At 72.8% G+C, this 26,041-nt stretch carries 21 protein-coding genes and 1 riboswitch; of the genes, 16 read left to right on the top strand and 5 right to left on the bottom strand.

What is annotated here, in order from left to right; genetic code table 11:
* Nucleotides 1–245: 245 nt before the first annotated feature.
* Both AB0D85_RS07490 and AB0D85_RS07485 read right to left on the bottom strand, forming a co-directional pair.
* Entirely contained in the window at nucleotides 246–1,373 is a 1,128-nt protein-coding gene (locus AB0D85_RS07490; protein WP_362314979.1) for an alpha/beta fold hydrolase, read from the bottom strand.
* A 471-nt stretch (nucleotides 1,374–1,844) separates the two neighbouring features.
* Complete coding sequence (locus AB0D85_RS07485) at nucleotides 1,845–2,579, bottom strand: class II aldolase/adducin family protein (protein ID WP_362314976.1); 735 nt, start codon at nucleotides 2,577–2,579, stop codon at nucleotides 1,845–1,847.
* Nucleotides 2,580–2,776: 197 nt separating this feature from the next.
* Between AB0D85_RS07485 and AB0D85_RS07480 the strand changes: the two genes are divergently transcribed.
* From AB0D85_RS07480 to cobI, 10 genes are all read left to right on the top strand, one after another.
* Entirely contained in the window at nucleotides 2,777–3,556 is a 780-nt protein-coding gene (locus AB0D85_RS07480; protein ID WP_362314972.1) for a lysozyme, read from the top strand.
* A 174-nt stretch (nucleotides 3,557–3,730) separates the two neighbouring features.
* Nucleotides 3,731–4,969 carry an inorganic phosphate transporter gene (locus AB0D85_RS07475; RefSeq protein ID WP_362314970.1) on the top strand — a complete coding sequence of 413 codons (1,239 nt, stop codon included), beginning with the start codon at nucleotides 3,731–3,733 and terminating at the stop codon, nucleotides 4,967–4,969.
* 19 nt (nucleotides 4,970–4,988) lie between these two features.
* The gene (locus tag AB0D85_RS07470; protein ID WP_362314967.1) at nucleotides 4,989–5,216 is read left to right on the top strand and encodes a hypothetical protein; all 228 of its coding nucleotides are present in this window, start codon (nucleotides 4,989–4,991) and stop codon (nucleotides 5,214–5,216) included.
* A 154-nt stretch (nucleotides 5,217–5,370) separates the two neighbouring features.
* Nucleotides 5,371–5,513, top strand: a riboswitch (cobalamin riboswitch).
* Nucleotides 5,514–5,612: 99 nt separating this feature from the next.
* Nucleotides 5,613–6,554 (top strand): cobalamin biosynthesis protein, encoded by a 942-nt coding sequence (locus AB0D85_RS07465; RefSeq protein ID WP_362314965.1) that lies wholly within the window; start codon nucleotides 5,613–5,615, stop codon nucleotides 6,552–6,554.
* On the top strand, nucleotides 6,551–8,083 hold the full coding sequence (locus AB0D85_RS07460) for a cobyric acid synthase (RefSeq protein ID WP_362314962.1): 1,533 nt from the start codon (nucleotides 6,551–6,553) through the stop codon (nucleotides 8,081–8,083). Before AB0D85_RS07465 ends, AB0D85_RS07460 begins: the two co-directional genes overlap by 4 nt.
* On the top strand, nucleotides 8,080–11,736 hold the full coding sequence (gene cobN, locus AB0D85_RS07455) for a cobaltochelatase subunit CobN (RefSeq protein WP_362314959.1): 3,657 nt from the start codon (nucleotides 8,080–8,082) through the stop codon (nucleotides 11,734–11,736). The genes AB0D85_RS07460 and cobN overlap by 4 nt, the downstream gene beginning before the upstream one ends.
* Nucleotides 11,733–13,736 (top strand): putative cobaltochelatase, encoded by a 2,004-nt coding sequence (locus AB0D85_RS07450; RefSeq protein WP_362314956.1) that lies wholly within the window; start codon nucleotides 11,733–11,735, stop codon nucleotides 13,734–13,736. Before cobN ends, AB0D85_RS07450 begins: the two co-directional genes overlap by 4 nt.
* On the top strand, nucleotides 13,736–14,335 hold the full coding sequence (gene cobO, locus AB0D85_RS07445) for a cob(I)yrinic acid a,c-diamide adenosyltransferase (RefSeq protein WP_362314954.1): 600 nt from the start codon (nucleotides 13,736–13,738) through the stop codon (nucleotides 14,333–14,335). Before AB0D85_RS07450 ends, cobO begins: the two co-directional genes overlap by 1 nt.
* A gap of 4 nt (nucleotides 14,336–14,339) precedes the next feature.
* Complete coding sequence (locus AB0D85_RS07440) at nucleotides 14,340–15,737, top strand: cobyrinate a,c-diamide synthase (protein ID WP_362314951.1); 1,398 nt, start codon at nucleotides 14,340–14,342, stop codon at nucleotides 15,735–15,737.
* Nucleotides 15,722–16,468 carry a precorrin-2 C(20)-methyltransferase gene (gene cobI, locus AB0D85_RS07435; RefSeq protein WP_362314949.1) on the top strand — a complete coding sequence of 249 codons (747 nt, stop codon included), beginning with the start codon at nucleotides 15,722–15,724 and terminating at the stop codon, nucleotides 16,466–16,468. The genes AB0D85_RS07440 and cobI overlap by 16 nt, the downstream gene beginning before the upstream one ends.
* Nucleotides 16,469–16,479: 11 nt before the next feature.
* Here the strand turns inward: cobI and AB0D85_RS07430 are convergent, their stop codons facing one another.
* On the bottom strand, nucleotides 16,480–17,208 hold the full coding sequence (locus AB0D85_RS07430; RefSeq protein WP_362315250.1) for a ZIP family metal transporter: 729 nt from the start codon (nucleotides 17,206–17,208) through the stop codon (nucleotides 16,480–16,482).
* 87 nt (nucleotides 17,209–17,295) lie between these two features.
* Here AB0D85_RS07430 and cobM point away from each other — a divergent pair, with 87 nt between their 5' ends.
* The 6 genes from cobM to cobC are packed head-to-tail and all read left to right on the top strand — an operon-like array spanning nucleotide 17,296 to nucleotide 23,787.
* On the top strand, nucleotides 17,296–18,144 hold the full coding sequence (gene cobM / locus AB0D85_RS07425) for a precorrin-4 C(11)-methyltransferase (protein WP_362314946.1): 849 nt from the start codon (nucleotides 17,296–17,298) through the stop codon (nucleotides 18,142–18,144).
* On the top strand, nucleotides 18,141–19,481 hold the full coding sequence (gene cbiE, locus AB0D85_RS07420) for a precorrin-6y C5,15-methyltransferase (decarboxylating) subunit CbiE (protein ID WP_362314943.1): 1,341 nt from the start codon (nucleotides 18,141–18,143) through the stop codon (nucleotides 19,479–19,481). Before cobM ends, cbiE begins: the two co-directional genes overlap by 4 nt.
* Nucleotides 19,478–21,181 (top strand): precorrin-3B C(17)-methyltransferase, encoded by a 1,704-nt coding sequence (cobJ, locus tag AB0D85_RS07415; RefSeq protein ID WP_362314940.1) that lies wholly within the window; start codon nucleotides 19,478–19,480, stop codon nucleotides 21,179–21,181. Before cbiE ends, cobJ begins: the two co-directional genes overlap by 4 nt.
* Complete coding sequence (locus tag AB0D85_RS07410) at nucleotides 21,178–21,762, top strand: precorrin-8X methylmutase (RefSeq protein WP_362314938.1); 585 nt, start codon at nucleotides 21,178–21,180, stop codon at nucleotides 21,760–21,762. Before cobJ ends, AB0D85_RS07410 begins: the two co-directional genes overlap by 4 nt.
* Nucleotides 21,759–22,691 carry a sirohydrochlorin chelatase gene (locus tag AB0D85_RS07405; RefSeq protein WP_362314935.1) on the top strand — a complete coding sequence of 311 codons (933 nt, stop codon included), beginning with the start codon at nucleotides 21,759–21,761 and terminating at the stop codon, nucleotides 22,689–22,691. Before AB0D85_RS07410 ends, AB0D85_RS07405 begins: the two co-directional genes overlap by 4 nt.
* The gene (cobC, locus tag AB0D85_RS07400; protein WP_362315248.1) at nucleotides 22,681–23,787 is read left to right on the top strand and encodes an Rv2231c family pyridoxal phosphate-dependent protein CobC; all 1,107 of its coding nucleotides are present in this window, start codon (nucleotides 22,681–22,683) and stop codon (nucleotides 23,785–23,787) included. The genes AB0D85_RS07405 and cobC overlap by 11 nt, the downstream gene beginning before the upstream one ends.
* Nucleotides 23,788–23,866: 79 nt before the next feature.
* Here cobC and AB0D85_RS07395 read toward each other — a convergent pair whose 3' ends face one another.
* Entirely contained in the window at nucleotides 23,867–24,805 is a 939-nt protein-coding gene (locus AB0D85_RS07395; protein ID WP_362314933.1) for an SCO1860 family LAETG-anchored protein, read from the bottom strand.
* 142 nt (nucleotides 24,806–24,947) lie between these two features.
* A complete protein-coding gene (locus tag AB0D85_RS07390) occupies nucleotides 24,948–26,039 on the bottom strand; it encodes an amidohydrolase family protein (protein WP_362314929.1) in 1,092 nt (363 codons plus the stop codon).
* Between the last annotated feature and the right edge of the window lie 2 nt (nucleotides 26,040–26,041).

The raw sequence follows: 26,041 nt of genomic DNA, 5'->3' as shown, positions 1-26,041 counted from the left end.
TCCGAAAACCCAAACGGAATGTCACGCCGGGCGACGGGGCTGGCCAACGCACGGGGTCCGACGGGAGGCGGGGAGACATGTTCAGGCCAGTGATACAGCCTTAAACGGAACGTCTGGAACCGGATGGAACCGGGGCTTCCGGCCTGCGCCGAGCAGGCGCCGGGCCGGGAGCGGGGGTGCGGGAAGAATCACACCCGCGGATCACATCCGAGGATCACATCGAAGAATCACATCAAGGAGTGACATCACATCAGCGGGGTGAGGAACCGGCGCAGCCGCTCCTCGTACTGCTTCGGGTCGGCGTTCCACATCGCGCCGTGCGGGGCGTCCGGCACGGTGTGCAGGGCGACCCGGTCGGGGCGCCGGGTGGCGAGCCGGCGGGAGTAGGTCCAGGGGGCCACCGTGTCGTCCGGGCCGTGGACGATCAGGGTGGGCACGGTGAGCTGCGCCGGGTCGACGAAGTCGCCGACGTGGTCGGGGTGCAGGCGGGCGCGGCCCTGGGCGGCACGCACCGCGAGCGGCAGCAGGGGCTCGGGGGTGTGCCGGGCCTGGGCGAGGGCGCGCAGGGTGGCCTCCCAGTTGAGCACCGGGGAGTCGAGGACCAGCCCGGAGACGCGCTCGCCGAGCGCCGAGTGGGCAGCGGCGCGCAGTGCCATGGCGGCGCCGGTGGACCAGCCGTACAGGACGACGCGGCGGGCGCCGTAGCGGACGGCGTAGCGGATCGCCGCGTCCAGGTCGCGCCACTCGCTCTCGCCGAGGTGGCTCAGGCCGTCCGGAGGGCGCGGGGCGCCGAGGTCGCCGCGGTAGGCGAGGGCGAGGACCGGCAGGCGGCGGCCGTGCAGGAAGCCCATGACGTTCATGGCGAGCTCTCGGGTGGTGCCGAGTCCGTGCACCGCGATCACCCAGGTGTCCCGGTAGCCGGGTACGAACCAGGCGGGCAGCGGGCCGAGTTCGCCGGGTATGTCGATGTCGGCGCACTCCAGGCCGAGCGCCGCCCCCGGGTCGCCGACGTGCACGTTGGGGGTGAGCCAGACCTTGTCGCCGGTCTCGAGGGTGCCGTGGGTCACGCGTTCCAGGCGCCGTACGACGGTGTCCGGGGTGTTCGCGGCGGACTCCAGGACGCCGCCGACGACCGCGTGCGAGCCGTCGCCGGCCAGGCCGTAGATGCCGGGGCGCAGCGAGGCGAGGTCCCGGGTGAGGGTGATGCGGCCGGCCGCGGTGCCGTGCACGGTGAGCCGGGGTTCGGTGGGCAGGGGCCGGCCCGGCGGTGCCTTGAGGGCGGCGTCACTGGCGAACCGCCCGGCGGCCACACTGGCCGCGCCGGCGGCGAGTACGGCACCGACGGCGGCGGCCGTGACTTTGACTGGGCGCACCTGTCCAGTGTCGGGGCGGACCGGGACGGCGGCCAGTGGAGGGAAGGAGGCCGGCCCGGGAGTTCGGGCCTCCGACAGACCGGGTCCGGGAGACCGGGTCCGGGAGACCGAGCGCTGGCGACCGAGACCCCGGAGGCCTGAGCCCGGAGACCGAGCCCGAGTGACCGAGACCCCGGAAACCGAACCCGGGATGCCTGGCCCCGGAAACCGAGCACGAACGACCGAGACCGCGGAAACCGGAGCCGGGAGGCCTGCCCCCGGAAACCGGAGCCCGGAGACCGGCCCCGGGCGACCGAGACACCGGAAACCGGATCCGGGCGACCGAGGCCCTGGAGGCCCGCCCCAGGGGCCTGACCCCGATGGCCTGCCCCCGGAGGCCTGACCCCAGAGGCCTGACCCCCGAGGCCTGACCCCCGAGGCCCGCGCCCGAAGTCTGCCCCCTCCCCGGAGAGGGCTGCGCCCCGAGCCGCGTCAGCCTCTTTTCTGTCCGTACCCCCGTAGCTTCTCCCCCGCCTCCGCCACCTGGTCCGTGGACAGCAGGGTCGGGGTCAGGCCGGGTACCGAGGACGCCGTCAGCCACAGGCGGCACATCCACTCCAGTTGGGCGGTGCGGTCGTAGGCCTGGGTCAGGGTCGTGCCGTAGGTGATCGTGCCGTGGTTCTGGAGGAGGCAGCCGGAGCGGCCGGTCAGGGCGCGGAGCATGTTCTCGGCCAACTCGTCGGTGCCGTACGTCGCATACGGGGCAACCCGGACAGCGCCGCCGAGGGCCCCGGACATGTAGTGGATCGCCGGCAGTTCGGGGACCAGGGTCGAGACGGCCGTCGCATGGACGGCGTGGGTGTGGACGACGGCGCCGGCGTCGGTGCTGCCGTAGACGGCCAGATGCATGGGCAGTTCGCTGGTCGGGACCAGAGCGCCGAGGACCTGGCGGCCGGTGAGGTCCACGCCTGTCACGTCGTCCGGGGTGAGCCGGTCGTACGGCACGCCCGACGGCGTGACCAGCACGGTGTCGCCGACGCGGACCGAGACGTTGCCGGAGGTGCCGACGACCAGTCCGTCGGTCACCGTGCGGCGGGCCGTGGCGACGAGTTCCCGCCAGGCGTCGGCCTCCTCCGCGCGTACATCCCTCCTTCGCGGCTCGGACACACCTTGTGCGCCGCCCCGTTCAGCCCGTCCGCCACGCTCGTCCCGCCACCGCTCAGCCATGGCACGATCCTGTCAGCCGACGCCTCAACCGGCCTGCACGGCAGGGCACTTTAGGCCGGACGTCCCGAATCCAGTAGGGCGCAAACCACCGTAAAAGGCTTCATTTCCATGCTTGGCCGAAGATCGCCGATCATACGTCGATCTTCCAATACTCTCTGGACCGATTTTTCGTACACGTCGCCATTCCGGGGGGAAACATGGCCTGTGACCGCATTCCGTCCCGCCGTCGCCACCGCCACCGCCACCGCGTCCGCGCCCGTGTCCTCGCAGCGTCCGTGGTGGCACTCGCCCTCGCGGGGACCGCGCCCGCGTTCGCCGGGACACCGGCATCCGTGGCAAGCCTGCCGAAGGGGCACGACGTCTCCTCGCACCAGAAGAACGTCGACTGGTCGAGCGCCAAGGCGAAAGGCGCCAGGTTCGTCTACATCAAGGCGACCGAGTCCACCAATTACCAGAACCCGTACTTCAGCCAGCAGTACAACGGCTCACGCAAGGCCGGGATCATGCGGGGCGCGTACCACTTCGCCCTGCCGGACCAGTCGTCGGGCGCCCAGCAGGCCGCGTACTTCGTGAGCCACGGCGGCACCTGGACCGCGGACGGCTGGACGCTGCCGCCCGCGCTCGACGTCGAGTACGACCCGTACGACAAGAAGCACAAGTGCTACGGCCTGAGCACCTCCAAGATGGTCGGCTGGATCAGGTCCTTCAGCGACGAGCTGCAGCGGGAGACCGGCCGGCGGCCGGTGATCTACACGACCACCCACTGGTGGAACCTGTGCACCGGCGGCAGCAGCGCCTTCGCCGCCGACCACGCGCTGTGGATCGCCCGCCACGGCTCGGCGGACGCCGGCTCGCTGCCGGCCGGCTGGTCGTCCTGGACCTTCTGGCAGTACGACAACAGCGGCAGCCTGCCGGGTGACCAGAATCTCTTCAACGGGTCGGCGAGCCGACTGAAGTCGTTCGCCAAGGGCTACTGACCAAGGGGCGACTGGGCCGCCGGACCGGAACCGGGACGGCGGCCTCGGTCGCTCCCGCCCATGGGCACCTCAAAGCCGATCCAGGACACCACAGAGACCATCCCAGTTCATCTTCCGTTCACTCAGGTTGCCTACTGTCCAACGACCGATGACTTCTAAAGATTGCCTGGGTAAATGGAAAGCTTCTCGCTGATCCTCGCGATTGTGGTCGTAACCGCACTCGCGTTTGATTTCACGAACGGTTTCCACGACACCGCCAACGCGATGGCCACGACCATCTCGACCGGCGCGCTCAAGCCCAAGATCGCGGTGACCATGTCCGCCGCACTCAATCTGGTGGGCGCCTTCCTCTCCGTGGAGGTCGCCAACACGATCTCCAAGGGCCTCGTCGACGAGAACGGCATACGCCCCGAGGTCATCTTCGCCGCCCTGGTCGGCGCCATCCTCTGGAACCTCGTGACCTGGCTGGTGGGCCTGCCCTCCAGCTCGTCGCACGCCCTCATGGGCGGTCTGGTCGGCGCCACCGTCGCCTCGGCCGGGTTCGGCGCCGTCCACGGCGACGTGCTCGTCACCAAGGTCCTGCTGCCGGCCGTGGCCGCTCCCCTGGTCGCGGGCCTCGCGGCGATGCTCTCCACCCGCTTCTCCTACGCGCTCTCGAAGAACGCCGACGACGAGGCGACCCGCAAGGGCTACCGCGCCGGCCAGATCGCCTCCGCCGGCCTGGTCTCGCTCGCGCACGGCACCAACGACGCGCAGAAGACGATGGGCATCATCACGCTCGCGCTGATCGCGGGCGGTTCCATCGCCCCCGGCTCGAACCCTCCCACCTGGGTCATCCTCTCGGCCGGTCTCGCCATCGCGCTCGGCACCTACATCGGCGGCTGGCGCATCATCCGCACCATGGGCAAGGGCCTGACCGACCTTCAGCCGCAGCAGGGCTTCGCCGCCCAGACCAGCGCGGCCACCGCCATCCTGGCCTCCTCCCACCTCGGCTTCTCCCTCTCCACGACGCATGTCGTCTCCGGTTCCGTGATGGGCGCGGGCCTGGGCCGCAAGGGCGGCACGGTCCGCTGGTCCACCGCGACCCGCATGGTCGTCGCCTGGCTGCTCACCCTCCCGGCGGCCGCGCTGGTCGGCGCGCTCGCCGAGTCCGTGACGGAACTCGGGGACTGGGGCACGGCGGTCGTCGCCGTCTTCCTGGTGGCCTCCAGCGCCGCGATCTGGAAGCTCTCCCGCCGCGAGGTCGTGGACAGCGGCAACGTCAACGACACCGCCGCCGAGGAGCCGGCCGGCGTGGTCACCGCGGCGATCGCCGCGGTCACGCCCCCGCCCGCGGTCACGGTGACCGACGGCCTCACCGCCACGATCCCCTCCCCCGCCGCTCCCGCGACCGACCCGGCCGCCACCGTCTGACCCCCGAGGAAGAACCAACATGAGCATCGACTGGGCAGCCATCGGCTCCGTCTTCGGCGTCAGCCTCGTGGCCACCGTGGGCCTCGTGGCCCTCTTCACCCTCGGCATCAAGGGCCTCTCGGCTCGCGCCCGCGCCACGGCCCAGGGCAACTCGGCGGCCCCGGCCGTCACCGCCGCCTACGTCTGCTTCGCGGGCTGCGCGGCGGCCGTGGCGTACGGCATCCACCTGATCGTGGCGAAGGCCTGACGCAGCCGGGAACTCCGAGGCCGGCAAGGCTCCTGTCCGACATGGTCGGGTCAGGAGCCTTCGGCATGTCCCAGGGGCCCCGATGAGCCACCGTCAGCCCACCGGATGTGGGCCTTCGCACACTCTCCCCGCACAGGTCAACGGCAGGTTGACGGGTCTTCCGGGGGCGTGGTGGACTTCCGGAGCCATGTACGGCGGCAAGAGAGGAAGCCGGTGTGAATCCGGCGCGGTCCCGCCACTGTCACCGGGGTAGCAATCCCCGGGAGCCAGGAACTCTCACCGCCGGTCTCGTCGAACCAGGGCGCGGACACCCTGAGTGAGGACACAACGCCATGCGCGGCTGCCGTTCGAGGTGCAGTACCCGGCCCGTACCCGACCCCGCGGTCGGCTGAGCCGATGGGTGCCGATCGCGTCTTCGCGTACGGCGCCGCCGCCGGCCTTCTCGGTGATCTGCTGCTCGGCGATCCGCGCCGGGGGCATCCGGTCGCCGCGTTCGGACGGGCGGCCGGGGCCGTGGAGCGGGTGCTGTGGCGGGACCACCGCGGGTGGGGCGCGCTGCACACCGCCGTGTGCGCCGGCGGCGCCGTGGCCCTGGGGGCCCTGGCCCAGCGGGTCGTACGACCGTCCACCGCCGCTTCCGTCGCCCTCACCGGCGCCGCCACCTGGGCCGTCGTCGGGGGCACTTCGCTCGCCCGCGAGGCCCGGGTCATCGGGCGTGCCCTGGAGGCGGGTGACGTCGAGGCCGCCCGCGCCCGGCTGCCGCATCTGTGCGGACGGGATCCGCAGGCCCTGGACGCCGACGGGATCGCCCGGGCCGTGGTGGAGTCCGTCGCCGAGAACACCAGCGACGCCGTCGTCGGGGCGCTGGTGTGGGGGGCCGTGGCAGGCGTGCCGGGGCTCGTGGGGTTCCGGGCCGTCAACACCCTGGACGCCATGGTGGGGCACAAGTCGGCCCGGTACCGGCGGTACGGGTGGGCTTCCGCGCGGCTGGACGACGTGGCCGGGTGGCCGGGGGCGCGGCTGACGGCCGTGCTGGCGACGGTCGCCGGCGGTGACGCCCGGGGCGCCGTACGGGCCTGGCGGGCCGACGCGGCCAAGCATCCGAGTCCCAACGCCGGGCCCGTGGAGGCGTCGTTCGCGGGCGCGCTGGGGGTACGGCTCGGGGGGACGTTGTCGTATGCGGGGCGGGTCGAGCACCGGCCCGTGCTGAATCGGAAGGGGCGGGCCGTGGAGGTCGCGGACATCCGGCGGGCGGTACGGCTGTCCCGTCGCGTCGGTCTGCTCGCGCTCGGCGTGACCGTCGCCGCGCGCCTCGTCGGGAAGGGACGTACGTCATGAACGGTGGTCTCCTCGTCGCCGGTACCACCTCCGACGCCGGCAAGAGTGTCGTCACCGCGGGTATCTGCCGGTGGCTGGTGCGGCAGGGTGTGAAGGTCGCGCCGTTCAAGGCGCAGAACATGTCCCTCAACTCCTTCGTGACGCGCGAGGGCGCCGAGATCGGGCGGGCGCAGGCCATGCAGGCGCAGGCCTGCCGGGTCGAGCCGACCGCGCTGATGAACCCCGTGCTGCTCAAGCCCGGTGGCGAGCAGAGCAGTCAGGTCGTCCTGCTCGGCAAGCCGGTCGGCGAACTGAGTGCGCGTGGCTATCACGGCGGGCGGCAGCAGAAGCTGCTCGGGACCGTGCTCGACTGTCTCGCCGAGTTGCGGGGCACGTATGACGCGGTGATCTGTGAGGGGGCGGGCAGTCCGGCGGAGATCAACCTGCGCCGGACCGACATCGTGAACATGGGGATCGCGCGCAATGCGCGGCTCCCCGTGCTGGTCGTGGGGGACATCGACCGCGGGGGCGTCTTCGCCTCCTTCTTCGGGACCGTCGCGCTGCTCTCGCCGGAGGACCAGGAGTTCGTCGCGGGGTTCCTCGTCAACAAGTTCCGGGGGGATGTGAGCCTGCTGGAACCCGGGCTCGACATGCTGCACGGGCTGACCGGGCGGCGGACGTACGGCGTCCTCCCCTTCCGGCACGGCCTCGGCATCGACGAGGAGGACGGGCTCCGGGTCTCCCTGCGCGGGACGGTACGGGAGTCGAACACGGCGCCCCCCGTCGGCGAGGACGTACTGCGGGTCGCCGTCTGTGCCATCCCCCTGATGTCCAACTTCACGGACGTGGACGCGCTGGCCGCCGAACCCGGGGTCGTGGTGCGGTTCGTGGACCGGCCGGAGGAACTCGCCGACGCCGATCTCGTCGTGATTCCGGGGACCCGGGGAACGGTCCGGGCCCTGGAGTGGCTGCAGGAGCGCGGGCTCGCGGACGCGCTGCGGCGCCGGGCCGCCGAACACCGGCCCGTCCTCGGTATCTGCGGTGGCTTCCAGATCCTCGGTGAGCACATCGAGGACGACGTCGAGAGCCGGCGGGGGCAGGTCGAGGGCCTCGGGGTGCTGCCCCTAAGGGTCCGGTTCGCCCCCGAGAAGATCCTTACCCGGCCGGAGGGGGAGGCACTCGGTGAACGGGTCTCGGGGTACGAGATCCATCACGGGGTCGCCGAAGTCACCGGAGGCGACGCGTTCATCTCCGATGGCAGAGGACACAGCTTGGACGGGTGCCGGGTCGGACAGACCTGGGGCACCCACTGGCACGGCTCGCTGGAGTCGGACGGCTTCCGGCGGGCGTTCCTGCGCGAGGTGGCGGCCGCCGCGGGCCGCCGGTTCGTGCCGGCCCCCGACACCTCCTTCGCCGCGCTGCGCGAGGAGCAGCTCGACCGGCTCGGCGACCTGATCGAACAGCACGCGGACACGGACGCGCTCTGGCGGCTCATCGAGTCGGGCGCGCCGCAAGGACTGCCTTTCATTCCACCGGGAGCGCCCGCATGAGCACAGTGTTGTTGTTGTCGACCGCCGACACCGATCTGCTGGCGGCCAGGGCCGCCTCCGGTGCCGACTACCGGATCGGCAATCCGACGCGCATCGACGTCACGGCGGAACTGCCCGCGCTCATCGAGGGCGCGGACATCGCCGTCGTACGGCTGCTCGGCGGCAGGCGTGCCTGGGAGGACGGGCTCGCCGTGCTCAAGGCCGCCGGGATCCCGACCGTGCTGCTCGGCGGCGAGGCGGTGCCGGACGCCGAGTTGATGGCCGAGTCGTCGGTGCCGGCCGGCGTGGTGGCCGAGGCCCTCAGGTACCTGGTCGAGGGCGGGCCCGCCAACCTCACCGAACTGGCCCGGTTCCTGTCCGACACCGTGCTGCTGACCGGCGAGGGGTTCGTCGAGCCGCAGAAGATGCCCGAGTTCGGGGTGCACGGCTCGTACGAGATCCAGGAGGGCCGTCCCACGGTCGGCGTGCTCTTCTACCGGGCCCATGAACTGAGCGGCAACACCGCCTTCGTGGACACCCTGTGCGACGCGATCGAGGCGCACGGCGCCAACGCCCTTCCGGTGTACTGCGGTTCGCTGCGCGGGGCGGATGCCGGGCTGTACGAGATCCTCGCCGGGGCCGACGCGCTGGTGGCCACCGTGCTGGCCGCGGGCGGCACCCACGCGTCGCAGGCCTCGGCCGGCGGCGACGAGGAGGCCTGGGACATCGGCGCCCTCGCCGACCTCGACATCCCTGTCCTGCAAGGCCTTTGCCTCACCTCCTCGCACTCCGCCTGGGACGAGTCGGACGCCGCCCTCTCCCCCATGGACGCGGCGATGCAGGTCGCGATCCCGGAGTTCGACGGACGGCTGATCACCGTGCCGTTCTCGTTCAAGGAGCAGGGTCCGGACGACGTCCCGGTGTATGTTGCCGACCCCGAGCGGGCCGGACGCGTCGCCGGAATCGCCGTACGGCACGCCAGGTTGCGGCACAAGCCGAACGCGGAGAAGCGGGTCGCGCTGGTCTTCACCGCGTATCCGACCAAGCATTCGCGGGTGGGCAACGCGGTGGGCCTGGACACCCCCGCGTCGGCGGTCCGGGTACTGGACGCGCTCCGGGACGCCGGGTACGGCGTCACCGGATACCCCTCCGGCGGCGACGAGTTGATCCACCGTCTCATCGAGGCCGGCGGGCACGACGTGGAGTGGCTGACGGAGGATCAGCTGGCCGCCGCGCCCGCGCGGGTGCCGCTGGCGGACTACCGGGCGTGGTTCGAGAAGCTCGACCCCGAGCTGCGCGACGCGATGACGCAGGCGTGGGGCGAGCCGCCGGGCTCCCTGTACGTCGACGGGGACGACATCGTGCTCGCCTCGCTCCAGTTCGGAAACGCCGTCGTCATGATCCAGCCGCCGCGCGGCTTCGGGGAGAACCCGATCGCGATCTACCACGACCCGGACATGCCGCCGTCGCACCACTACATGGCCGCCTACCGCTGGCTGGAGAACTCCTTCGGCGCGGACGCGATCGTGCACATGGGCAAGCACGGCACGATGGAGTGGCTGCCGGGCAAGGGCCTCGGCCTGAGCGCCGGTTGTGCGCCGGACGCGGTGCTCGGCGATCTGCCGCTGATCTACCCGTTCATCGTCAACGACCCCGGCGAGGGCACCCAGGCCAAGCGGCGCGGGCACGCCACCGTCGTCGACCACCTGGTGCCGCCGATGGCCCGCGCCGACACCTACGGCGACCTGGCCAAGCTGGAGCAGCTGCTCGACGAGTACGCGCTGGTGTCGGATCTGGACCCGACGAAGGCGCCGGCCGTCCGCGCCCAGATCTGGACGCTGGTCAAGGCGGCCGAGCTGCATCACGACCTGCACGTGGACGAGCAGCCGGAGGACGACGACTTCGACTCGTTCGTCATGCACATCGACGGCTATCTGTGCGAGATCAAGGACGTGCAGATCCGTGACGGCCTGCACATCCTGGGCGGTGGCCCGGTCGGTGAGCCGCGGGTGAACCTGGTGCTGGCCGTGCTGCGGGCCTCGCAGGTGTGGGGCGGGCAGGCGAACGCGCTGCCGGGGCTCCGCGCCGCCTTCGCCGCGTATTTCGGTCTGGTCGAGAAGGAGTTGCTGGCCGAGCCGGGGGCGCCGGTGAAGGTGCCGGTCGAGCTGTCGGATCTCGTCGAGGGTCCGTCGCGGACGGCGGCGGACGCGATCGACCTGCTGGAGCAGCTGTGCCGCCGGGTCGCGGAGGGCATGGAGCAGCGGGCCTGGGCCGTCGCCGAGAGCCGCGCGATCGTACGGGAGGTCCTCGGTACCGAACTGCCCGATGCCGTCGCGGTGTTGGAGTTCGCGTGCAACGAGGTCGTACCGCGCCTCGCCCGGACCACGGACGAGATCGGGCACATCCTGAAGGCCCTGGACGGCGGTTACGTCCCGGCGGGCCCCTCGGGCTCGCCCACCCGCGGACTGGTCAACGTCCTCCCGACCGGCCGGAACTTCTACTCGGTCGACCCCAAGGCCATTCCGTCCCGGCTGAGTTGGGAGGTCGGCCAGTCGCTCGCGGACTCGCTCGTGCAGCGCTACCTCCAGGACACCGGCGAGTACCCGAAGTCCGTCGGCCTGACGGTGTGGGGCACGTCCGCGATGCGCACCCAGGGCGACGACATCGCGGAGATCCTGGCGCTGCTGGGCTGCCGTCCGGTCTGGGACGAGGCCTCGCGCCGGGTGACCGGCTTCGAGGTGATCGGCCTGGAGGAACTGGGCCGGCCTCGCATCGACGTCACCGTCCGGATCTCCGGCTTCTTCCGGGACGCGTTCCCGCACGTGGTCGGGCTGATCGACGACGCGGTGCGCAAGGTCGCCGAGCTGGACGAACCGGCGGAGTCCAACTACGTGCGGGCGCACGCCGACGAGGACACCGCCGAGCACGGCGACCGGCGGCGCGCGACCGCCCGTATCTTCGGCTCCAAGCCGGGGGCGTACGGGGCCGGGCTGCTGCCGCTGATCGACGCGCGGAACTGGCGGTCCGACGCCGATCTGGCCGAGGTGTACGCGGTGTGGGGCGGTTACGCCTACGGCCGCGGGCTGGACGGGCGGGCGGCGCGCGGGGACATGGAGACCGCGTTCCGGCGGATCGCCGTCGCCGCGAAGAACGTGGACACGCGCGAGCACGACCTCGTGGACGCCGACGACTACTTCCAGTACCACGGTGGCATGGTCGCCATGGTGCGCCATCTGACCGGCACCAACCCCGAGGCGTACGTGGGCGATTCGGCCACACCGGACCAGGTGAAGACCCGGACGCTCGGCGAGGAGACGCACCGCGTCTTCCGGGCCCGGGTGGTCAACCCCCGCTGGATGGCGGCCATGCGCCGGCACGGCTACAAGGGCGCCTTCGAGATGGCGGCGACCGTCGACTACCTCTTCGGCTACGACGCCACGGCGGGCGTGGTCGACGACTGGATGTACGAGAAGCTCAGCGCGGAGTACGTCTTCGACGCGGAGAACCGGGACTTCATGAAGAAGTCCAACCCGTGGGCGCTGCGCGGGATCACCGAACGGCTCCTGGAGGCCGCCGACCGGGGCCTGTGGGCCGAGCCGGACGCGGACACCCTGGAGCGGCTGCGCGCCACCTACCTGGAACTGGAAGGCGACTTGGAGGGCGACGACCAGTGAGCACCCCCTTCCCCTTCACGGCCGTCGTCGGACAGGACGACCTGCGGCTCGCGCTGCTGCTGAACGCCGTGTCACCGGCGGTCGGCGGGGTGCTGGTGCGCGGTGAGAAGGGCACCGCCAAGTCGACGGCGGTACGTGCCCTCTCCGCGCTGCTGCCGGCCGTGGACGTCGTCGCCGGCTGCCGCTTCTCCTGCGACCCCGCGTCCCCCGACCCGGCCTGCCCGGACGGCCCGCACCACCCGCCCGGCGCCTTCGAGTCCCGCCCGGCGCGGATGGTCGAGCTGCCGGTGGGCGCGTCGGAGGACCGGCTGGTCGGCGCCCTCGACATCGAACGGGCCCTCGCCGAGGGCGTGAAGGCCTTCGAGCCGGGCCTGCTGGCCGACGCGCACCGGGGCATCCTCTACGTCGACGAGGTCAACCTCCTCCACGACCACCTGGTCGACCTGCTCCTGGACGCGGCCGCGATGGGCTCGTCGTACGTGGAGCGCGAGGGTGTGTCGGTACGGCACGCCGCGAAGTTCCTCCTCGTCGGCACCATGAACCCCGAAGAGGGCGAACTGCGGCCGCAGTTGCTCGACCGGTTCGGCCTGACCGTGGAGGTGGCCGCCTCCCGCGAGCCCGACCAGCGGGTGGAGGTCGTACGGCGGCGGCTCGCGTACGACGACGATCCGCTTGGTTTCGCGGCGCGTTGGGCCGACGAGGAGACCGCTGTCCGGCAACGGATCGTGGCGGCGCGGGAGTTGTTGCCGAAGGTGCGCCTCGGCGACGGGGCGCTGCGGCAGATCGCGGCGACCTGCGCGGCCTTCGAGGTCGACGGTATGCGCGCCGACATCGTGATGGCGCGGACCGCGACGGCGCTGGCCGCGTGGGCCGGGCGGACCGAGGTGCTGGCGGAGGACGTCCGGCAGGCCGCGCTGCTCGCGCTGCCGCACCGCAGGCGCCGCAACCCCTTCGACGCGCCGGGGCTCGACGAGGACAAGCTGGACCAGACGCTGGAGGAGTTCGCCGCGGAGGACGGGAGCGACGACGATCCGGATCCCGACGGTCCCGGTGGGGGCGGCGGGCAGCCGCAGCCCGACGAGGGGCCGCAGGGCGACGGTGACACGGACGGTGCCGCCCGGCCCGAGGCCGGGGAGGGCGACGGCGTGCCGCGGCAGGCCGGCGGCGGCGAACAGGCTCCGGTGCGGGCCGCCGAGCCCTTTCGCACCAAGGTGCTGAGCGTGCCCGGGATCGGCGAGGGCGCCGCCGGACGGCGGTCCCGGGCGCGGACCGAGCACGGGCGGACCACGGGCGCGCGCCGGCCGCGCGGGACCCTGACCAAGCTGCATCTGGCGGCGACCGTGCAGGCCGCCGCCCCGCACCAGCGGGCCCGCGGGCGGTCCGGGCCGGGGCTGGTGATCCGGCGGGACGATCTGCGGCAGGCGGCCCGGGAGGGGCGCGAGGGCAACCTCGTGCTGTTCGTGGTCGACGCGTCCGGGTCGATGGCGGCCCGGCAGCGGATGAGCGCGGTGAAGGGGGCCGTGCTGTCGTTGCTGCTCGACGCGTACCAGCGGCGGGACAAGGTGGGGCTGGTGACGTTCCGGGGGGCCGCAGCCGAGGTGGCGCTGCCGCCGACCTCGTCGGTGGACGCGGCGGCGGCCCGGCTGGAGTCGCTGCCGACGGGCGGGCGTACGCCGCTGGCGGCCGGGCTGCTCAAGGCGCACGACGTGCTGCGGGTGGAGCGGTTGCGGGATCCCGCGCGGCGGGCGCTGGTGGTACTGGTGACCGACGGGCGTGCCACCGGCGGACCCGAGCCGGTCGCCCTCGCGGGGCGGGCCGCACGGCTGTTCGCGGCCGACGGGGTCGCCTCGGTGGTCGTGGACTGCGAGTCCGGGCCGGTACGGCTGGGACTCGCCGGGCAGTTGGCGGGCGAGCTGGGCGGAACGGCGGTGACGCTCGACGAGTTGCGGGCGGACTCGATCGCCGGACTGGTGAAGGACGTACAGAGGAGGGCCGCGTAATGCCGCAGGGGCAGCCGAGTGTCGTACCGGACGACGGACTGACGACCCGTCAGCGCCGTAACCGGCCGCTGGTGGTCGTGCACACGGGCGTGGGCAAGGGCAAGTCCACCGCCGCGTTCGGGCTCGCGTTGCGCGCCTGGAACCAGGGGTGGCCCATCGGGGTGTTCCAGTTCGTCAAGTCGGCGAAGTGGAAGGTCGGCGAGGAGAACGCGCTGCGGGTGCTGGGCGCCTCCGGCGAGGGCGGGACCGTCGACTGGCACAAGATGGGCGAGGGCTGGTCCTGGGTGCAGCGCGACGCGCAGATGGACAACGAGGAGAAGGCCCGGGAGGGCTGGGAGCAGGTCAAGCGGGACCTCGCCGCCGAGACGTACCGGCTGTACGTACTCGACGAGTTCGCGTACCCGATGCACTGGGGGTGGGTGGACACGGACGAGGTGGTCGACGTGCTGCGGAACCGGCCCGGGACCCAGCATGTCGTGATCACCGGGCGGAACGCGCCCGAGAAGCTCGTCGACTTCGCCGATCTCGTCACCGACATGTCCAAGGTCAAGCACCCGATGGACGCGGGGCAGAAGGGGCAGAGGGGCATCGAGTGGTGAGGTCGTGGTGAGTTCCCTTTCCGTCCCACGGCTGGTCATTGCCGCGCCGTCCTCCGGCAGCGGCAAGACCACCGTCGCCACGGGGTTGATGGCCGCGTTCGCCGCGCGGGGGCTTGCCGTGTCTCCGCACAAGGTGGGGCCGGACTACATCGACCCCGGGTATCACTCGCTCGCCACCGGGCGGGTGGGGCGGAACCTCGACGCGTACCTGTGCGGGCCGGAGTTGATCGGTCCGCTGTTCGCGCACGGTGCGCGCGGGTGCGATCTGGCCGTCGTCGAGGGTGTGATGGGGCTGTACGACGGGGCGGCGGGGGAAGGGGAGCTGGCGTCCACCGCGCATGTCGCGAAGCTGCTGCGGGCGCCGGTGGTGCTGGTCGTGGACGCGTCGTCGCAGTCGCGGTCGGTGGCGGCGCTGGTGCACGGGTTCGCGTCGTGGGATCCGGAGGTGCGGGTCGGGGGCGTGATCCTGAACAAGGTGGCGTCGGACCGGCACGAGGAGTTGCTGCGGGAGGCGCTGGAGGCGGCCGGGGTGCCGGTGTTCGGGGTGCTGCGGCGGGTGGCTCAGGTGGATACGCCGTCTCGGCATCTGGGGTTGGTGCCGGTCGCGGAGCGGCGGGGGGAGGCTGTCGAGGCGGTGGCGGCGATGGCCGCGCAGGTCTCCGACGGGTGTGACCTGGATGCGTTGATGGGGCTGGCGCGGGGTGCGGGAGTGTTGTCGGGTGCGGCTTGGGATGCGGCCGAGGCCTTGGTTTCCTCGCCCCCGCTTCGGCCTGAACGGCCTCGTCCTCCAACGCCGGACGGGCTGGTCGTTGCCGTGGCCGGAGGCGAGGCGTTCACCTTCTCCTATGCCGAGCACACCGAGCTGCTGGCCGCCGCAGGGGCCGAGGTCGTTGTCTTCGACCCCCTCCGTGACGAGCAACTCCCCGAAGGGACACGCGGGTTGGTCGTCGGGGGTGGGTTTCCCGAGGTGTACGGCGCGGAGTTGTCGGCCAATGAGGCGCTCCGGAAGGACATCGCCGCCCTCGCGGAGCGCGGTGCTCCCGTCGCCGCCGAGTGTGCCGGGCTGCTCTACCTCTGCCGTGAACTCGACGCGCTGCCCATGTGCGGTGTGCTGGACGCGAGCGCGCGGATGTCGGAACGGCTGACTCTCGGGTACCGGGACGCCGTCGCCGTCGGGGACAGTGTGCTGGCCGTCGCCGGGACGCGGATGCGGGGGCACGAGTTCCACCGGACCGTGGTGGAGCCGGGGGCGGGGGCCGCGCCGGCGTGGGGTGTGCGTACGCCCCGGCCGCATGTCGAAGGTTTTGTACAGCAGGGTGTGCACGCGAGTTATCTGCACACGCACTGGGCGTCCGAGCCCGGTGTGGCCCGAAGGTTCGTGGAGAGGTGCCGGACGTCATGAGCAGCAGCAGGTTGGTCGGAGTCGGGGTGGGTCCCGGTGACCCCGAGCTGGTGACCGTCAAGGGGGTCAACGCCCTGCGCGCGGCCGATGTCGTCGTGGTGCCCGTGATGGACACCGGGGAGCGGGGGCGTGCCGAGGCCACGGTTCTGCACTACGTCCCCGAGGACAAGGTCGTACGGGTCGTGTTCGCGCTCAACGAGCGCAGTGACCGGGGGCGGCGGGAGGCTGCCTGGGACGCGGCGGGCGCGAAGGTCGCCGCGTTGCTGCGCGGGCACGGGTCGGTCGCCTTCGCCACCATCGGGGATCCGAATGTCTATTCGACGTTCACGTATCTCGCGCAGACCATCGCCGAGCTGGTGCCGGACGTCGTCGTCGAGACCGTGCCCGGGATCACCGCCATGCAGGATCTCGCCGCCCGGTCCGGGGCCGTGCTCACCGAGGGGACCGAACCGCTGACGCTGGTGCCGGTGACGGCGGGTACCGGGGTGCTCAAGGACGCGCTGAGCGGGCCGGGGACGGTCGTGGCGTACAAGTTCGGACGGCTGGCCGGTGAGGTGGTCGAGGCGCTGCGGGAGACCGGTCGGGTCGAGGACGCGGTGTGGGGGTCGGCGCTGGGGCTGGCCGAGGAGTCCATCCGGCCCGCCGCCGAGCTCGACGACTCCCCGCTGCCGTACCTCTCCACGCTCATCGCGCCCCCGCGCCGGGACGGTGGCAGAGGCGGGAAGCTGTGAACGGCGGGACCTCAGCCCGAGATGCCCACCACCAGCCAGATGAAGGCGGCGCCCGCGACCGTGCAGAGCAGCGTCGAACGGGCCGGGTGCTCATGGTGGGCCTCGGGGAGGATCTCGGCGGCGGCCAGGTAGAGCAGGACGCCGCCGAAGAGGCCGAGATAGCCGCCGAGAACGGTCTCGGGGATGGTGACGAAGATCGTGGACAGGGCGCCGAGAACCGGTGCGCAGGCGTCCGCGACCAGCATGCCTATCGCCCGGCGGCGCGCGTTGCCGTACAGGCTCGTGATGGTGAACGTGTTGAAGCCGTCCGCGAAGTCGTGGGCGATGACGGCGAGCGCCACCGCCGCGCCCATACCGCCGCCCACCTGGAAGGCCGCGCCGATCGCCACACCGTCCATCGCACTGTGGCCGACCATCGCGCCGGCCGCCGTCAGGCCCACCTCAGGCGCCCGGTGACCGTGCTCGTCGCCGCCGTGCGCGGCCTGGCGGGCGGCCAGGGTGCGCTCGACCAGATGGGCCAGCAGGAAGCCGGCCACGAACAGCAGCAGAGCGGCCGGCACGCCGAAGATCTCGCGGCCGGCCGCGCGCAGCGCCTCCGGCAGCAGATCGAGGCCGACCACCCCGAGCATCAGACCGCCGGCCAGGCCCAGGACCAGATGGCGACGGTCGGTCACGCGCTGTGCCGTCCAGCCGCCGGCCAGCGTCATCAGGAACGCGCCGAGCGCGACGAGGACCGCCATCATCTGCCCTTCGTATCCGATCGACCCGCCTCAGCGCACATCCAGCAGCACCCGTAACACCCTTTGTCCAGAGAGGACCGAAATTTCATGGCCGATGCCGCTGCCGCCGCCACCGCCTCCGGCGACGCCCCCGCCGGCAAGGTGACCTTCGTCGGTGCCGGCCCCGGCGCCGCCGATCTGCTGACGTTCCGGGCCGCGCGCGCGATCGCCGAGGCCGACGTCGTGATCTGGGCCGCGAGCCTGGTCCAGGAGGAGGTCCTCCAGCACGCGCGCGAGGACGCGGAGATCCTCGACTCCGCGACGATGTCGCTGGAGGACGTCGTCGCCGTATACGAGCGGGCCCGTACCCACGGGCTGCGGGTCGCCCGGATCCACTCCGGGGACCCGGCGCTCTGGGGCGGTACGCAGGAGCAGGTCGACCGGTGTGCCGGGATCGGTATCGAGGTCGAGATCGTGCCGGGTGTCTCCTCCTTCTCGGCCGTCGCCGCGCTCGCGCAGCGCGAGCTGACCATTCCCGAGGTCGCGCAGTCCGTGGTGCTCACCCGGCTCGGCGGCGGCAAGACGCCGATGCCGCCGGGGGAAGAGGTGCGGGAGTTCGCCCGGCACGGGACGACCATGGCGGTCTTCCTCTCCGCCGCGCGCAGCGGACAGCTGGTGCGGGAGCTGCTGGAGGGCGGCTATCCGACCTCCACCCCGGTCGTCGTCGCCTACCAGGCGACCTGGCCGGAGGAGCTGGTCGTGAGGTGCACGATCGAGACGCTGGAGGAGACGGTCAAGGAGCACAAGCTCTGGAAGCACACCCTCTTCCTGGTCGGCCCGGCCCTGGACGCCCGGGGCACGCGCTCGCACCTGTACCACCCCGGCCACTTCCACGGCTTCCGCAAGGCCGACCCCGAGGCGCGGCGCGCGCTGCGCGAGCGGGGAGCGAGTACGTGATCACGGTCGTCGGTACGGGTACGGGTACGGGTGCGCCGCTCGATCCGGAGGCGCTGGCCGGGGCCGAGCTGGTGGTCGGCGGCCGGCGGCACCTGGAGGCCGTGCGGCTGCCGGAGTGCGCCGAGCGGGTCGTCCTCGGTCCGCTGGCGCCCGCGCTCGACACCGTCGAGGAGTACCTCGCCAAGGACCGGCCGGTGACCGTGCTGGCCTCGGGCGATCCCGGGTTCTTCGGGATCGTGCGGGTGCTGGCGGAGCGGTTCGGGGCGGACGCGCTGGACGTACGCCCCGGGGTGTCCTCCGTCGCCGCCGCCTTCGCGCGGCTCGGGCTGCCCTGGGACGACGCGATCGTGGTCAGCGCGCACGGGCGGGAGCTGCGGACGGCGGTCAACGTGTGCCGGGCGCATCCGAAAGTGGCGGTGCTGACCGGGCCGGGGGCGGGCCCGGCGGAGCTGGGCGCGGCGCTGCGGCACGCCTGCGACGAGCCGAACACCGCGTCGGCGCCCGACTCGTCAGCGTCAGCACCCGACTCGTCCGCGTCAGACTCGTCCGCGCCCGACTCGTTCGCGCCGTCCCACGGGCGTGTGCTCGTCGTCGCCTCGGCGCTCGGCTCCGCGCGGGAGCGCGTCGAGCGGGTCACGCCCGCCGAGGCCGCCGCCAGGGACTGGGGAACGGACGTCAGCGTCGTGCTGTGCCTGGACGAGGCGCGGCTGCTCGGCGCGGTGCGCACGATCGCCTCGGTGCCCGCCCGGCCTGCCCGCTGGGCGCTGGACGAGGACGCGTTCGCACACCGCGACTCGATGATCACCAAGTTCGAGGTGCGGGCGCTGGCGCTGGCCCGGCTCGGGCCCCGGCTCGGCGACCTGGTCTGGGACGTCGGCGCGGGCTCCGGATCCGTGGCGGTGGAGTGCGCGCGGCTCGGCGCCGCCGCCGTCGCCGTGGAGAAGGCCGTGGACGGGGTCGAGCGGATCGCCGCCAACGCCCGGGCGCACGGCGTCTACGTCGACGTGGTGCGCGGGTCGGCGCCGGAGGTGCTGCCCGGACTCCCCGATCCCGACGCCGTGTTCATCGGCGGTGGCGGGGCCGAACTGCCCGCCATCGTCACCGCGTGCGCGCTGCGCGCCCGGCGGACGGTGGTGGTCGCGATGGCCGCCCTGGACCGGGTACCGGCGGCACGCGAGGCTCTGACCGGGGCCGGGTACTCCTGCGACGGGGTGCTGCTGCAGTCGTCTCGGCTGGCGCCACTGCCGGGGGACGTGACCCGGCTGGCCGCGACCAATCCGGTGTTCCTGCTGTGGGGGGATCGAACCCCCGTTCACGAAGAAGGAGTTGCTCAGTGATCGGCCTCATTTCCGCCACCGCGGCGGGGGCGGCGGCACGCGACCGGCTGGCCGCGGCGTGGCCGGACCGTACGCGGGTGTACGACGGTCCCGTCGGGGACGCCGTGCGGTCCGCGTTCGCGGAGTGCGAGCAGCTGGTGTGTTTCCTGGCCACGGGTGCGGTGGTACGGCTGATCGCCCCGCTGCTGGGCGAGAAGACGACCGACCCCGGTGTGGTGTGCGTCGACGAGGGCGGGCGGTTCGCCGTGTCGCTGGTCGGGGGGCATGGCGGCGGTGCCAATGAACTCGCCCGGGAGGTGGGTGAGTTGCTGGCCGCGCAGCCGGTGGTGACCACGGCCACGGACTCCGTCGGGCTGCCCGGGCTCGACACCCTCGGCTTCCCGGTCGAGGGTTCGGTGGCGACCGTGTCACGGGCGCTGCTGGACGGTGAACCGGTCGCGCTGCGCGCCGAGTTGGCGTGGCCGCTGCCGCCGCTGCCGCTGGCCGAAGAGGGGGCGTACGGGGTACGGCTGACCGACCGCGCGGTCGAACCCGCCGCGAACGAGGTGCTGTTGCGTCCGCCGTCGCTCGTCGTCGGTGTCGGCGCGTCCAAGGGCGCCCCCGTCGACGAGGTGCTCGGGCTCGTCGAGGGCGCCCTGCGGGACGCGGGGCTGTCCCCTCGTAGCATCGCCGAGTTCGCCACCGTCGACGCCAAGGCCGAGGAGCCCGGGATCGTCGAGGCGGCCGCGCGGCTCGGGGTGCCCGTAGTGACCTACTCCGCCGAGGAACTGGCCGGGGTCCGGGTGCCCAACCCCTCGGACGCACCCCTCGCCGCCGTCGGCACCCCCTCCGTCGCCGAGGCCGCCGCGCTCGTACGCGGCGGCGAACTCCTCGTCCCCAAGCGGAAGTCGGAGCGGGCGGACGGCCGGCCCGCCATGGCGACCTGTGCCGTCGTACGGCGCCCCGCGCGCGGCCGGCTCGCGGTCGTCGGGCTCGGCCCCGGCGCCCGGGACCTGCTGACCCCACGGGCCAAGGCCGAACTCCGGCGCGCCTCCGTGCTGGTCGGGCTCGACCAGTACGTCGACCAGATCCGTGACCTGCTGCGGCCGGGGACCCGGATCCTGGAGTCGGGGCTCGGGGCCGAGGAGGAGCGGGCGCGTACGGCGGTCGCGGAGGCGCGGGCCGGGCAGGCCGTGGCACTGATCGGCAGCGGGGACGCGGGGGTGTACGCCATGGCCTCCCCGGCGCTCGCCGAGGCCTCCGACGACATCGACGTGATCGGCGTGCCGGGCGTCACCGCGGCGCTCGCGGCCGGGGCGATCCTGGGCGCGCCGCTGGGCCACGACCACGTCTCCATCAGCCTGTCCGACCTGCACACGCCGTGGGAGGTCATCGAGCGCCGGGTGCGCGCGGCGGCCGAGGCGGACATCGTCGTGACCTTCTACAACCCGCGTTCCCGGGGCCGCGACTGGCAGTTGCCCAAGGCGCTCGCGATCCTCGCCGGGCACCGGGAGCCGACGACGCCCGTCGGTGTCGTACGCAACGCCTCGCGCCCCGACGAGTCGAGCCGGCTGACCACCCTGGGCGCGCTCGATCCGGCGTGGGTCGACATGATGACGGTCGTGACCGTGGGCAACACCGCGACCCGGAACATCGCCGGGCGGATGGTCACCCCGCGCGGCTACCGCTGGCAGGAGAGCGCTCAGGAGGAGGGCAAGTGAACCGGATCGTCCACCCCATCGAGCAGGAGTCCTTCCGGCGGCTGCGCGCCCGGCTGGACACCTCGCACTTCGCGCCGCTGACCCGGGCGGTGGTGGAGCGGGTCATCCACTCCGCCGCCGACCTGGAGTACGCGACCGACCTGGTGACCGACGAGGACGACCTGGCGAAGGCGCATACGGCGCTGCACGCGGGGGCGCCGGTCGTCGTGGACGTGGAGATGGTCGCCGCCGGGATCACGCGCCGCGAGACGGTCTGCCGGCTGAAGGACGCCAAGGGCGGTGCCGGGCTGACCCGTTCGGCGCATGCCGTCCGGCTCGCCTACGAGCAGGTCGGTCCCGGCGCCCTCTGGGTGATCGGCTGTGCGCCGACCGCCCTGGAGGAGCTGCTGACGCTGGACGCCTCCCCCGCGCTCGTCATCGGCCTGCCCGTCGGTTTCGTCGGCGCGGCCGAGTCCAAGGCCGCGTTGCGCGAGAGCGGGCTGCCCGCCGTCAGCAACGTGTCCGAGAAGGGCGGCTCGGCGGTCGCCGCCGCCGCGCTCAACGCCCTGCTGTACCACCCCACTTCCGAGGAGACCCTGTGACCACCCCGCCCGCCCTGCTCATCGCCGGCCATGGCACCCGGGACGAAGCCGGGGCCGAGGCGTTCCGCGACTTCGTGCGGGAGCTGGGTCGCCGCCACCCCGAACTGCCCGTCGCGGGCGGTTTCATCGAGCTGTCCCCGCCGCCGCTCGGCGAGGCCGTCGCCGAACTGGTGGGGCAGGGGGTACGACGGTTCGCCGCCGTACCGCTGATGCTGGTCTCCGCCGGGCACGCCAAGGGGGACATCCCGGCGGCGCTGGCGCGGGAGAAGGAGCGGCATCGGGGGATCTCGTACACGTACGGCCGCCCGCTGGGCCCGCATCCCTCGTTGCTGGCGGTCCTGGAGCGGCGGCTGGACGAGGCGCTGGGCGCCGGCGAGGGGCGCACCCCGCTGGACCGGGCCGATGTCACCGTGCTGCTGGTCGGGCGCGGGTCGACCGACCCGGACGCCAACGCCGAGGTGCACAAGGCGGCGCGGCTGCTCTGGGAGGGCCGCGGGTACGCCGGTGTGGAGACGGCGTTCGTGTCGCTGGCGGCGCCGGACGTGCCGAGCGGGCTCGACCGGTGCCTGAAGCTGGGGGCGCGCCGGATCGTCGTCCTCCCGCACTTCCTGTTCACCGGGATCCTGCCGGACCGGGTACGGCAGCAGGCCGAGGGCTGGGCGGCCGCGCACCCCGAGGCCGAGGTGCGCTCGGCGGACGTCATCGGGCCGGAGCCGGAGCTGCTCGACCTGGTGATGGAGCGGTACCGGGAGGCGGTCGGGGGCGATCTGCGGATGAACTGCGACTCGTGCGTGTACCGGATCGCGCTGCCCGGTTTCGAGGACAAGGTCGGCCTGCCGCAGCAGCCGCACTTCCATCCGGACGACGAAGGCCACCCGCACGGCCATGGGCACCACCACCATCATGGCGGGCATGCCCATGCGCACTGACGGCGGTTCCAGAGGTGACGGTTCCAGAGACGGCACAGCCGTGGGCGCGCACGATCTGCGGCACCACGGTGACGCCGAGGTCCGTGACGACGGTTCCGCGCTCGTCGACCTCGCGGTGAACGTGCGGGCCGACACTCCCCCGGTCTGGCTGCGGGAGCGGATCGCCGGGTCGCTGGGGGGTCTGGCCGCCTATCCGGACGGGCGGGCGGCACGGGCCGCGGTGGCGGCGCGGCACGGGCTGCCGGTGGAGCGGGTGCTGCTGACGGCGGGCGCGGCGGAGGCGTTCGTGCTGCTGGCGCGGGCGCTGAAGGTGCGCCGGCCGGTGGTGGTGCATCCGCAGTTCACCGAGCCGGAGGCGGCGCTGCGGGACGCCGGGCACACCGTGGACCGGGTGCTGCTGCGGGAGGCGGACGGGTTCCGGCTCGATCCGGCGGCCGTCCCCGAGGACGCCGACCTGGTGGTGATCGGGAATCCGACCAACCCGACGTCCGTGCTGCATCCCGCGGGCGCGATCGCCCGACTCGCGCGTCCCGGGCGGACGTTGGTGGTCGACGAGGCGTTCATGGACGCGGTGCCGGGTGAGCGGGAGGCGCTGGCCGGGCGGACCGATGTGCCGGGTCTGGTGGTGCTGCGGAGCCTGACGAAGACCTGGGGGCTGGCCGGGTTGCGGATCGGCTATGTGCTGGCCGCGCCGGAGATCGTCGCCGAGTTGGAGCGGGCGCAGCCGTTGTGGCCGGTGTCGACACCGGCGTTGGCCGCGGCCGAGGCGTGTGTCGCGCCGCGGGCGCTGGCGGAGGCGGCGCACGCGGCGCACCGCGGGGCGGCCGACCGGGCCCATCTGGTGGCGGGACTCGAGGAGTTCGCGCCGGAGGGGGTGCGGGTGGTGGGGCCTGCGGAGGGGCCGTTCGTGCTAGTCCGCGTACCGCGGGGAGCCGAAGTGCGTAGGCAGCTACGGGCGTTGGGGTATGCGGTGCGGCGGGGGGACACGTTTCCCGGATTGGATGCGGAGTGGGTGCGGATAGCCGTGCGGGACAGGGTGACGGTGAACGGGTTCCTGCAGGCGTTGGATCAGGCGCTGAATGTGACGCAGGGGTGAGTTTGGGGGGAACTGCGCGCCGTTTTCGGCTGCAGGTGCGTCGTGGCTGGTCGCGCAGTTCCCCGCGCCCCTAGCCCAACTAGCGCCTCCGTCGGGTCAAAGCGACCGCTCCGCCGCCGCCCAGGACCAGCGCCAGGGCGCCTCCCACGGCATACGGTGTCACCGAGCTTCCGCCCGTCTCCGCCAGCTTCGTCTCCTTCGTGGGAGCTCCCTCAGCCTTCACGTCGGTCACCGGGGCAGCCTGATCGGTCGGGTCGGCCGAGGCGGCCGCCGGATCGGTCGGATCGGCCGTGGGATCCGACGGCGTCTCGCACGTCACCTTCGCCAAGGTCACCGTCCCCTCCACCTGTGCCACGTTCAGCTTCAGCGGGTTGACGGCGACCGAGAGGACGAGGGCACTGGCCGCCGCCCTGCCCGATGTCGCCTCCGCCTTGGACAGGTCCAGGCGGACCTCACCGACGCCGGGGACCTTGACGTCGGTGGGGCCGGCCGCGCTCAGCGTGACCCGCTTGCCGAGCACCGTGACGGCGCCGAGCACGTTGGCGGAGGCCTGCGGTCGCTTGCCGGTCTCGCAGGTGGCCTTGGACGTGACCGCGTCGAGTTCGACGAGGGACAGCAGGGGCAGGCCCGGCAGGTGCAGCCGGGCGTGGGCGAGGTGGACGGAGGCCTCGGCGCGGCCGTCGGTGACCGTCGCCTTCGCGGAGGCGGCCTCCGCGCCGAGGACGTTGAACGGCTTGCCGCCGTCGACCCCGTCGAGGGTGGCGGTCAGCGCGGTCCGGTCGGCGCTGCGCGGTGCCTCGACCTGGTTCAGGGAGACCGCGAGTGGGATGTTCACGGTCTTGTCGAGCAGGGAGACGTCCAGGCCGGTGCGCAGGACGACCGCGCTCGCGCGGCCGTGGTCGGTGGTCGCGTGCGCGGTGCCCGCACCGGCCAGGGCCGCGGGACCGGCGGCCAGGGCCGTGGCCGTCGCGACGGTCGCGAAACGGCGTGCGGGCATACGGAAGGTGTCGCTGTTCAAGGTGGTGGGACCCCCAGGAGAAACGTGCTCGGGACCCGCCAAGAATTACGCACTATGGGTGAACGGGCAGCAATCCTGCGTTACTTCACTCAATAGTGGACTTTCCGTGAATGTATTCGAATCGACCGGCACAGGAGTTCCCTTACTCCACGACCTGCCCGTTCAGCACCACTCTCCGGGGGGATGCGAGGACACGTACGTCCGCGCGCGGGTCGCTCTCGTACACCACCAGGTCCGCCGGTGCGCCCTCCTCCAGACCGGGCCTGCCGAGCCAGGCGCGGGCCGCCCAGCTGGTCGCCGCGAGGGCGTCGAGGGACGGGATTCCGGCGGTCACCAGCTCGGCCACCTCGGCCGCGACCAGGCCGTGGGCGAGGGTGCCGCCGGCGTCCGTGCCGACGTACACCGGGATGCCGGCGTCGTAGGCGTTCCTGACGGTGTCGTAGCGGCGCTCGTGGAGACGGCGCATATGGTCCGCCCAGCGCGGGTACTTGGTGTCGCCGCCCGCCGCGAGCCGCGGGAAGAGGGCGATGTTGACGAGGGTCGGGACGATCGCGACGCCGCGTGCGGCGAAGAGGGGGATCAGCTCCTCCGTCAGACCCGTGGCGTGCTCGACGCAGTCGATGCCGGCCTCGACGAGGTCCTGGAGGGAGTTCTCGGCGAAGCAGTGGGCGGTGACCCGGGCGCCGAGCCGGTGGGCCTCCGCGATGGCCGCCTCGACGGCGTCCCGGGGCCAGCTGGGGGCCAGGTCTCCCAGATCGCGGTCTATCCAGTCGCCGACCAGTTTGACCCAGCCGTCGCCGCGCCGGGCCTCCTGGGCGACGTACGCGACCAGGTCCTCGGGCTCGATCTCGTGGGCGAAGTTCCTTATGTAGCGGCGGGTGCGGGCGATGTGCCGGCCGGCCCGGATGATCTTCGGGAGGTCGTCGCGGTCATCGACCCAGCGGGTGTCGGAGGGCGAACCGGCGTCCCGGATGAGGAGGGTGCCGGCCTCGCGGTCGGTGAGGGCCTGCTTCTCGGCCGTCGCCGTGTCGACCGGGCCGTGCGGGCCCAGGCCGACATGGCAGTGGGCGTCGACCAGGCCGGGCAGGGCCCAGCCCTCGACGGTCCGGATGTCACGGGCGCCGGCGGGACGGTCGTAGGAGACACGACCGCCCACCACCCACAGTTCGTCGCGGACGTCCTCGGGTCCCGCAAGGACCCGGCCCCTCACGTGCAGCACCGCCTGATCGCTCATGG

The organism is Streptomyces sp. NPDC048277 (assembly GCF_040652235.1).
In the GTDB taxonomy this organism is placed as follows: Bacteria; Actinomycetota; Actinomycetes; order Streptomycetales; family Streptomycetaceae; genus Streptomyces.
This window is presented reverse-complemented; position numbering and strand designations above follow the sequence as displayed.

Bases quoted from the DNA above. Each gene is read 5' to 3' on its own strand.
- AB0D85_RS07485 (WP_362314976.1), bottom strand. From the start codon at position 2,579: ATGGCTGAGCGGTGGCGGGACGAGCGTGGCGGACGGGCTGAACGGGGC.
- AB0D85_RS07480 (WP_362314972.1), top strand. From the start codon at position 2,777: ATGGCCTGTGACCGCATTCCGTCCCGCCGTCGCCACCGCCACCGCCAC.
- AB0D85_RS07475 (WP_362314970.1), top strand. From the start codon at position 3,731: ATGGAAAGCTTCTCGCTGATCCTCGCGATTGTGGTCGTAACCGCACTC.
- AB0D85_RS07470 (WP_362314967.1), top strand. From the start codon at position 4,989: ATGAGCATCGACTGGGCAGCCATCGGCTCCGTCTTCGGCGTCAGCCTC.
- AB0D85_RS07465 (WP_362314965.1), top strand. From the start codon at position 5,613: ATGGGTGCCGATCGCGTCTTCGCGTACGGCGCCGCCGCCGGCCTTCTC.
- AB0D85_RS07460 (WP_362314962.1), top strand. From the start codon at position 6,551: ATGAACGGTGGTCTCCTCGTCGCCGGTACCACCTCCGACGCCGGCAAG.
- cobN (WP_362314959.1), top strand. From the start codon at position 8,080: ATGAGCACAGTGTTGTTGTTGTCGACCGCCGACACCGATCTGCTGGCG.
- cobO (WP_362314954.1), top strand. From the start codon at position 13,736: ATGCCGCAGGGGCAGCCGAGTGTCGTACCGGACGACGGACTGACGACC.
- AB0D85_RS07430 (WP_362315250.1), bottom strand. From the start codon at position 17,208: ATGGCGGTCCTCGTCGCGCTCGGCGCGTTCCTGATGACGCTGGCCGGC.
- cobM (WP_362314946.1), top strand. From the start codon at position 17,296: ATGGCCGATGCCGCTGCCGCCGCCACCGCCTCCGGCGACGCCCCCGCC.
- cobC (WP_362315248.1), top strand. From the start codon at position 22,681: ATGCGCACTGACGGCGGTTCCAGAGGTGACGGTTCCAGAGACGGCACA.
- AB0D85_RS07390 (WP_362314929.1), bottom strand. From the start codon at position 26,039: ATGAGCGATCAGGCGGTGCTGCACGTGAGGGGCCGGGTCCTTGCGGGA.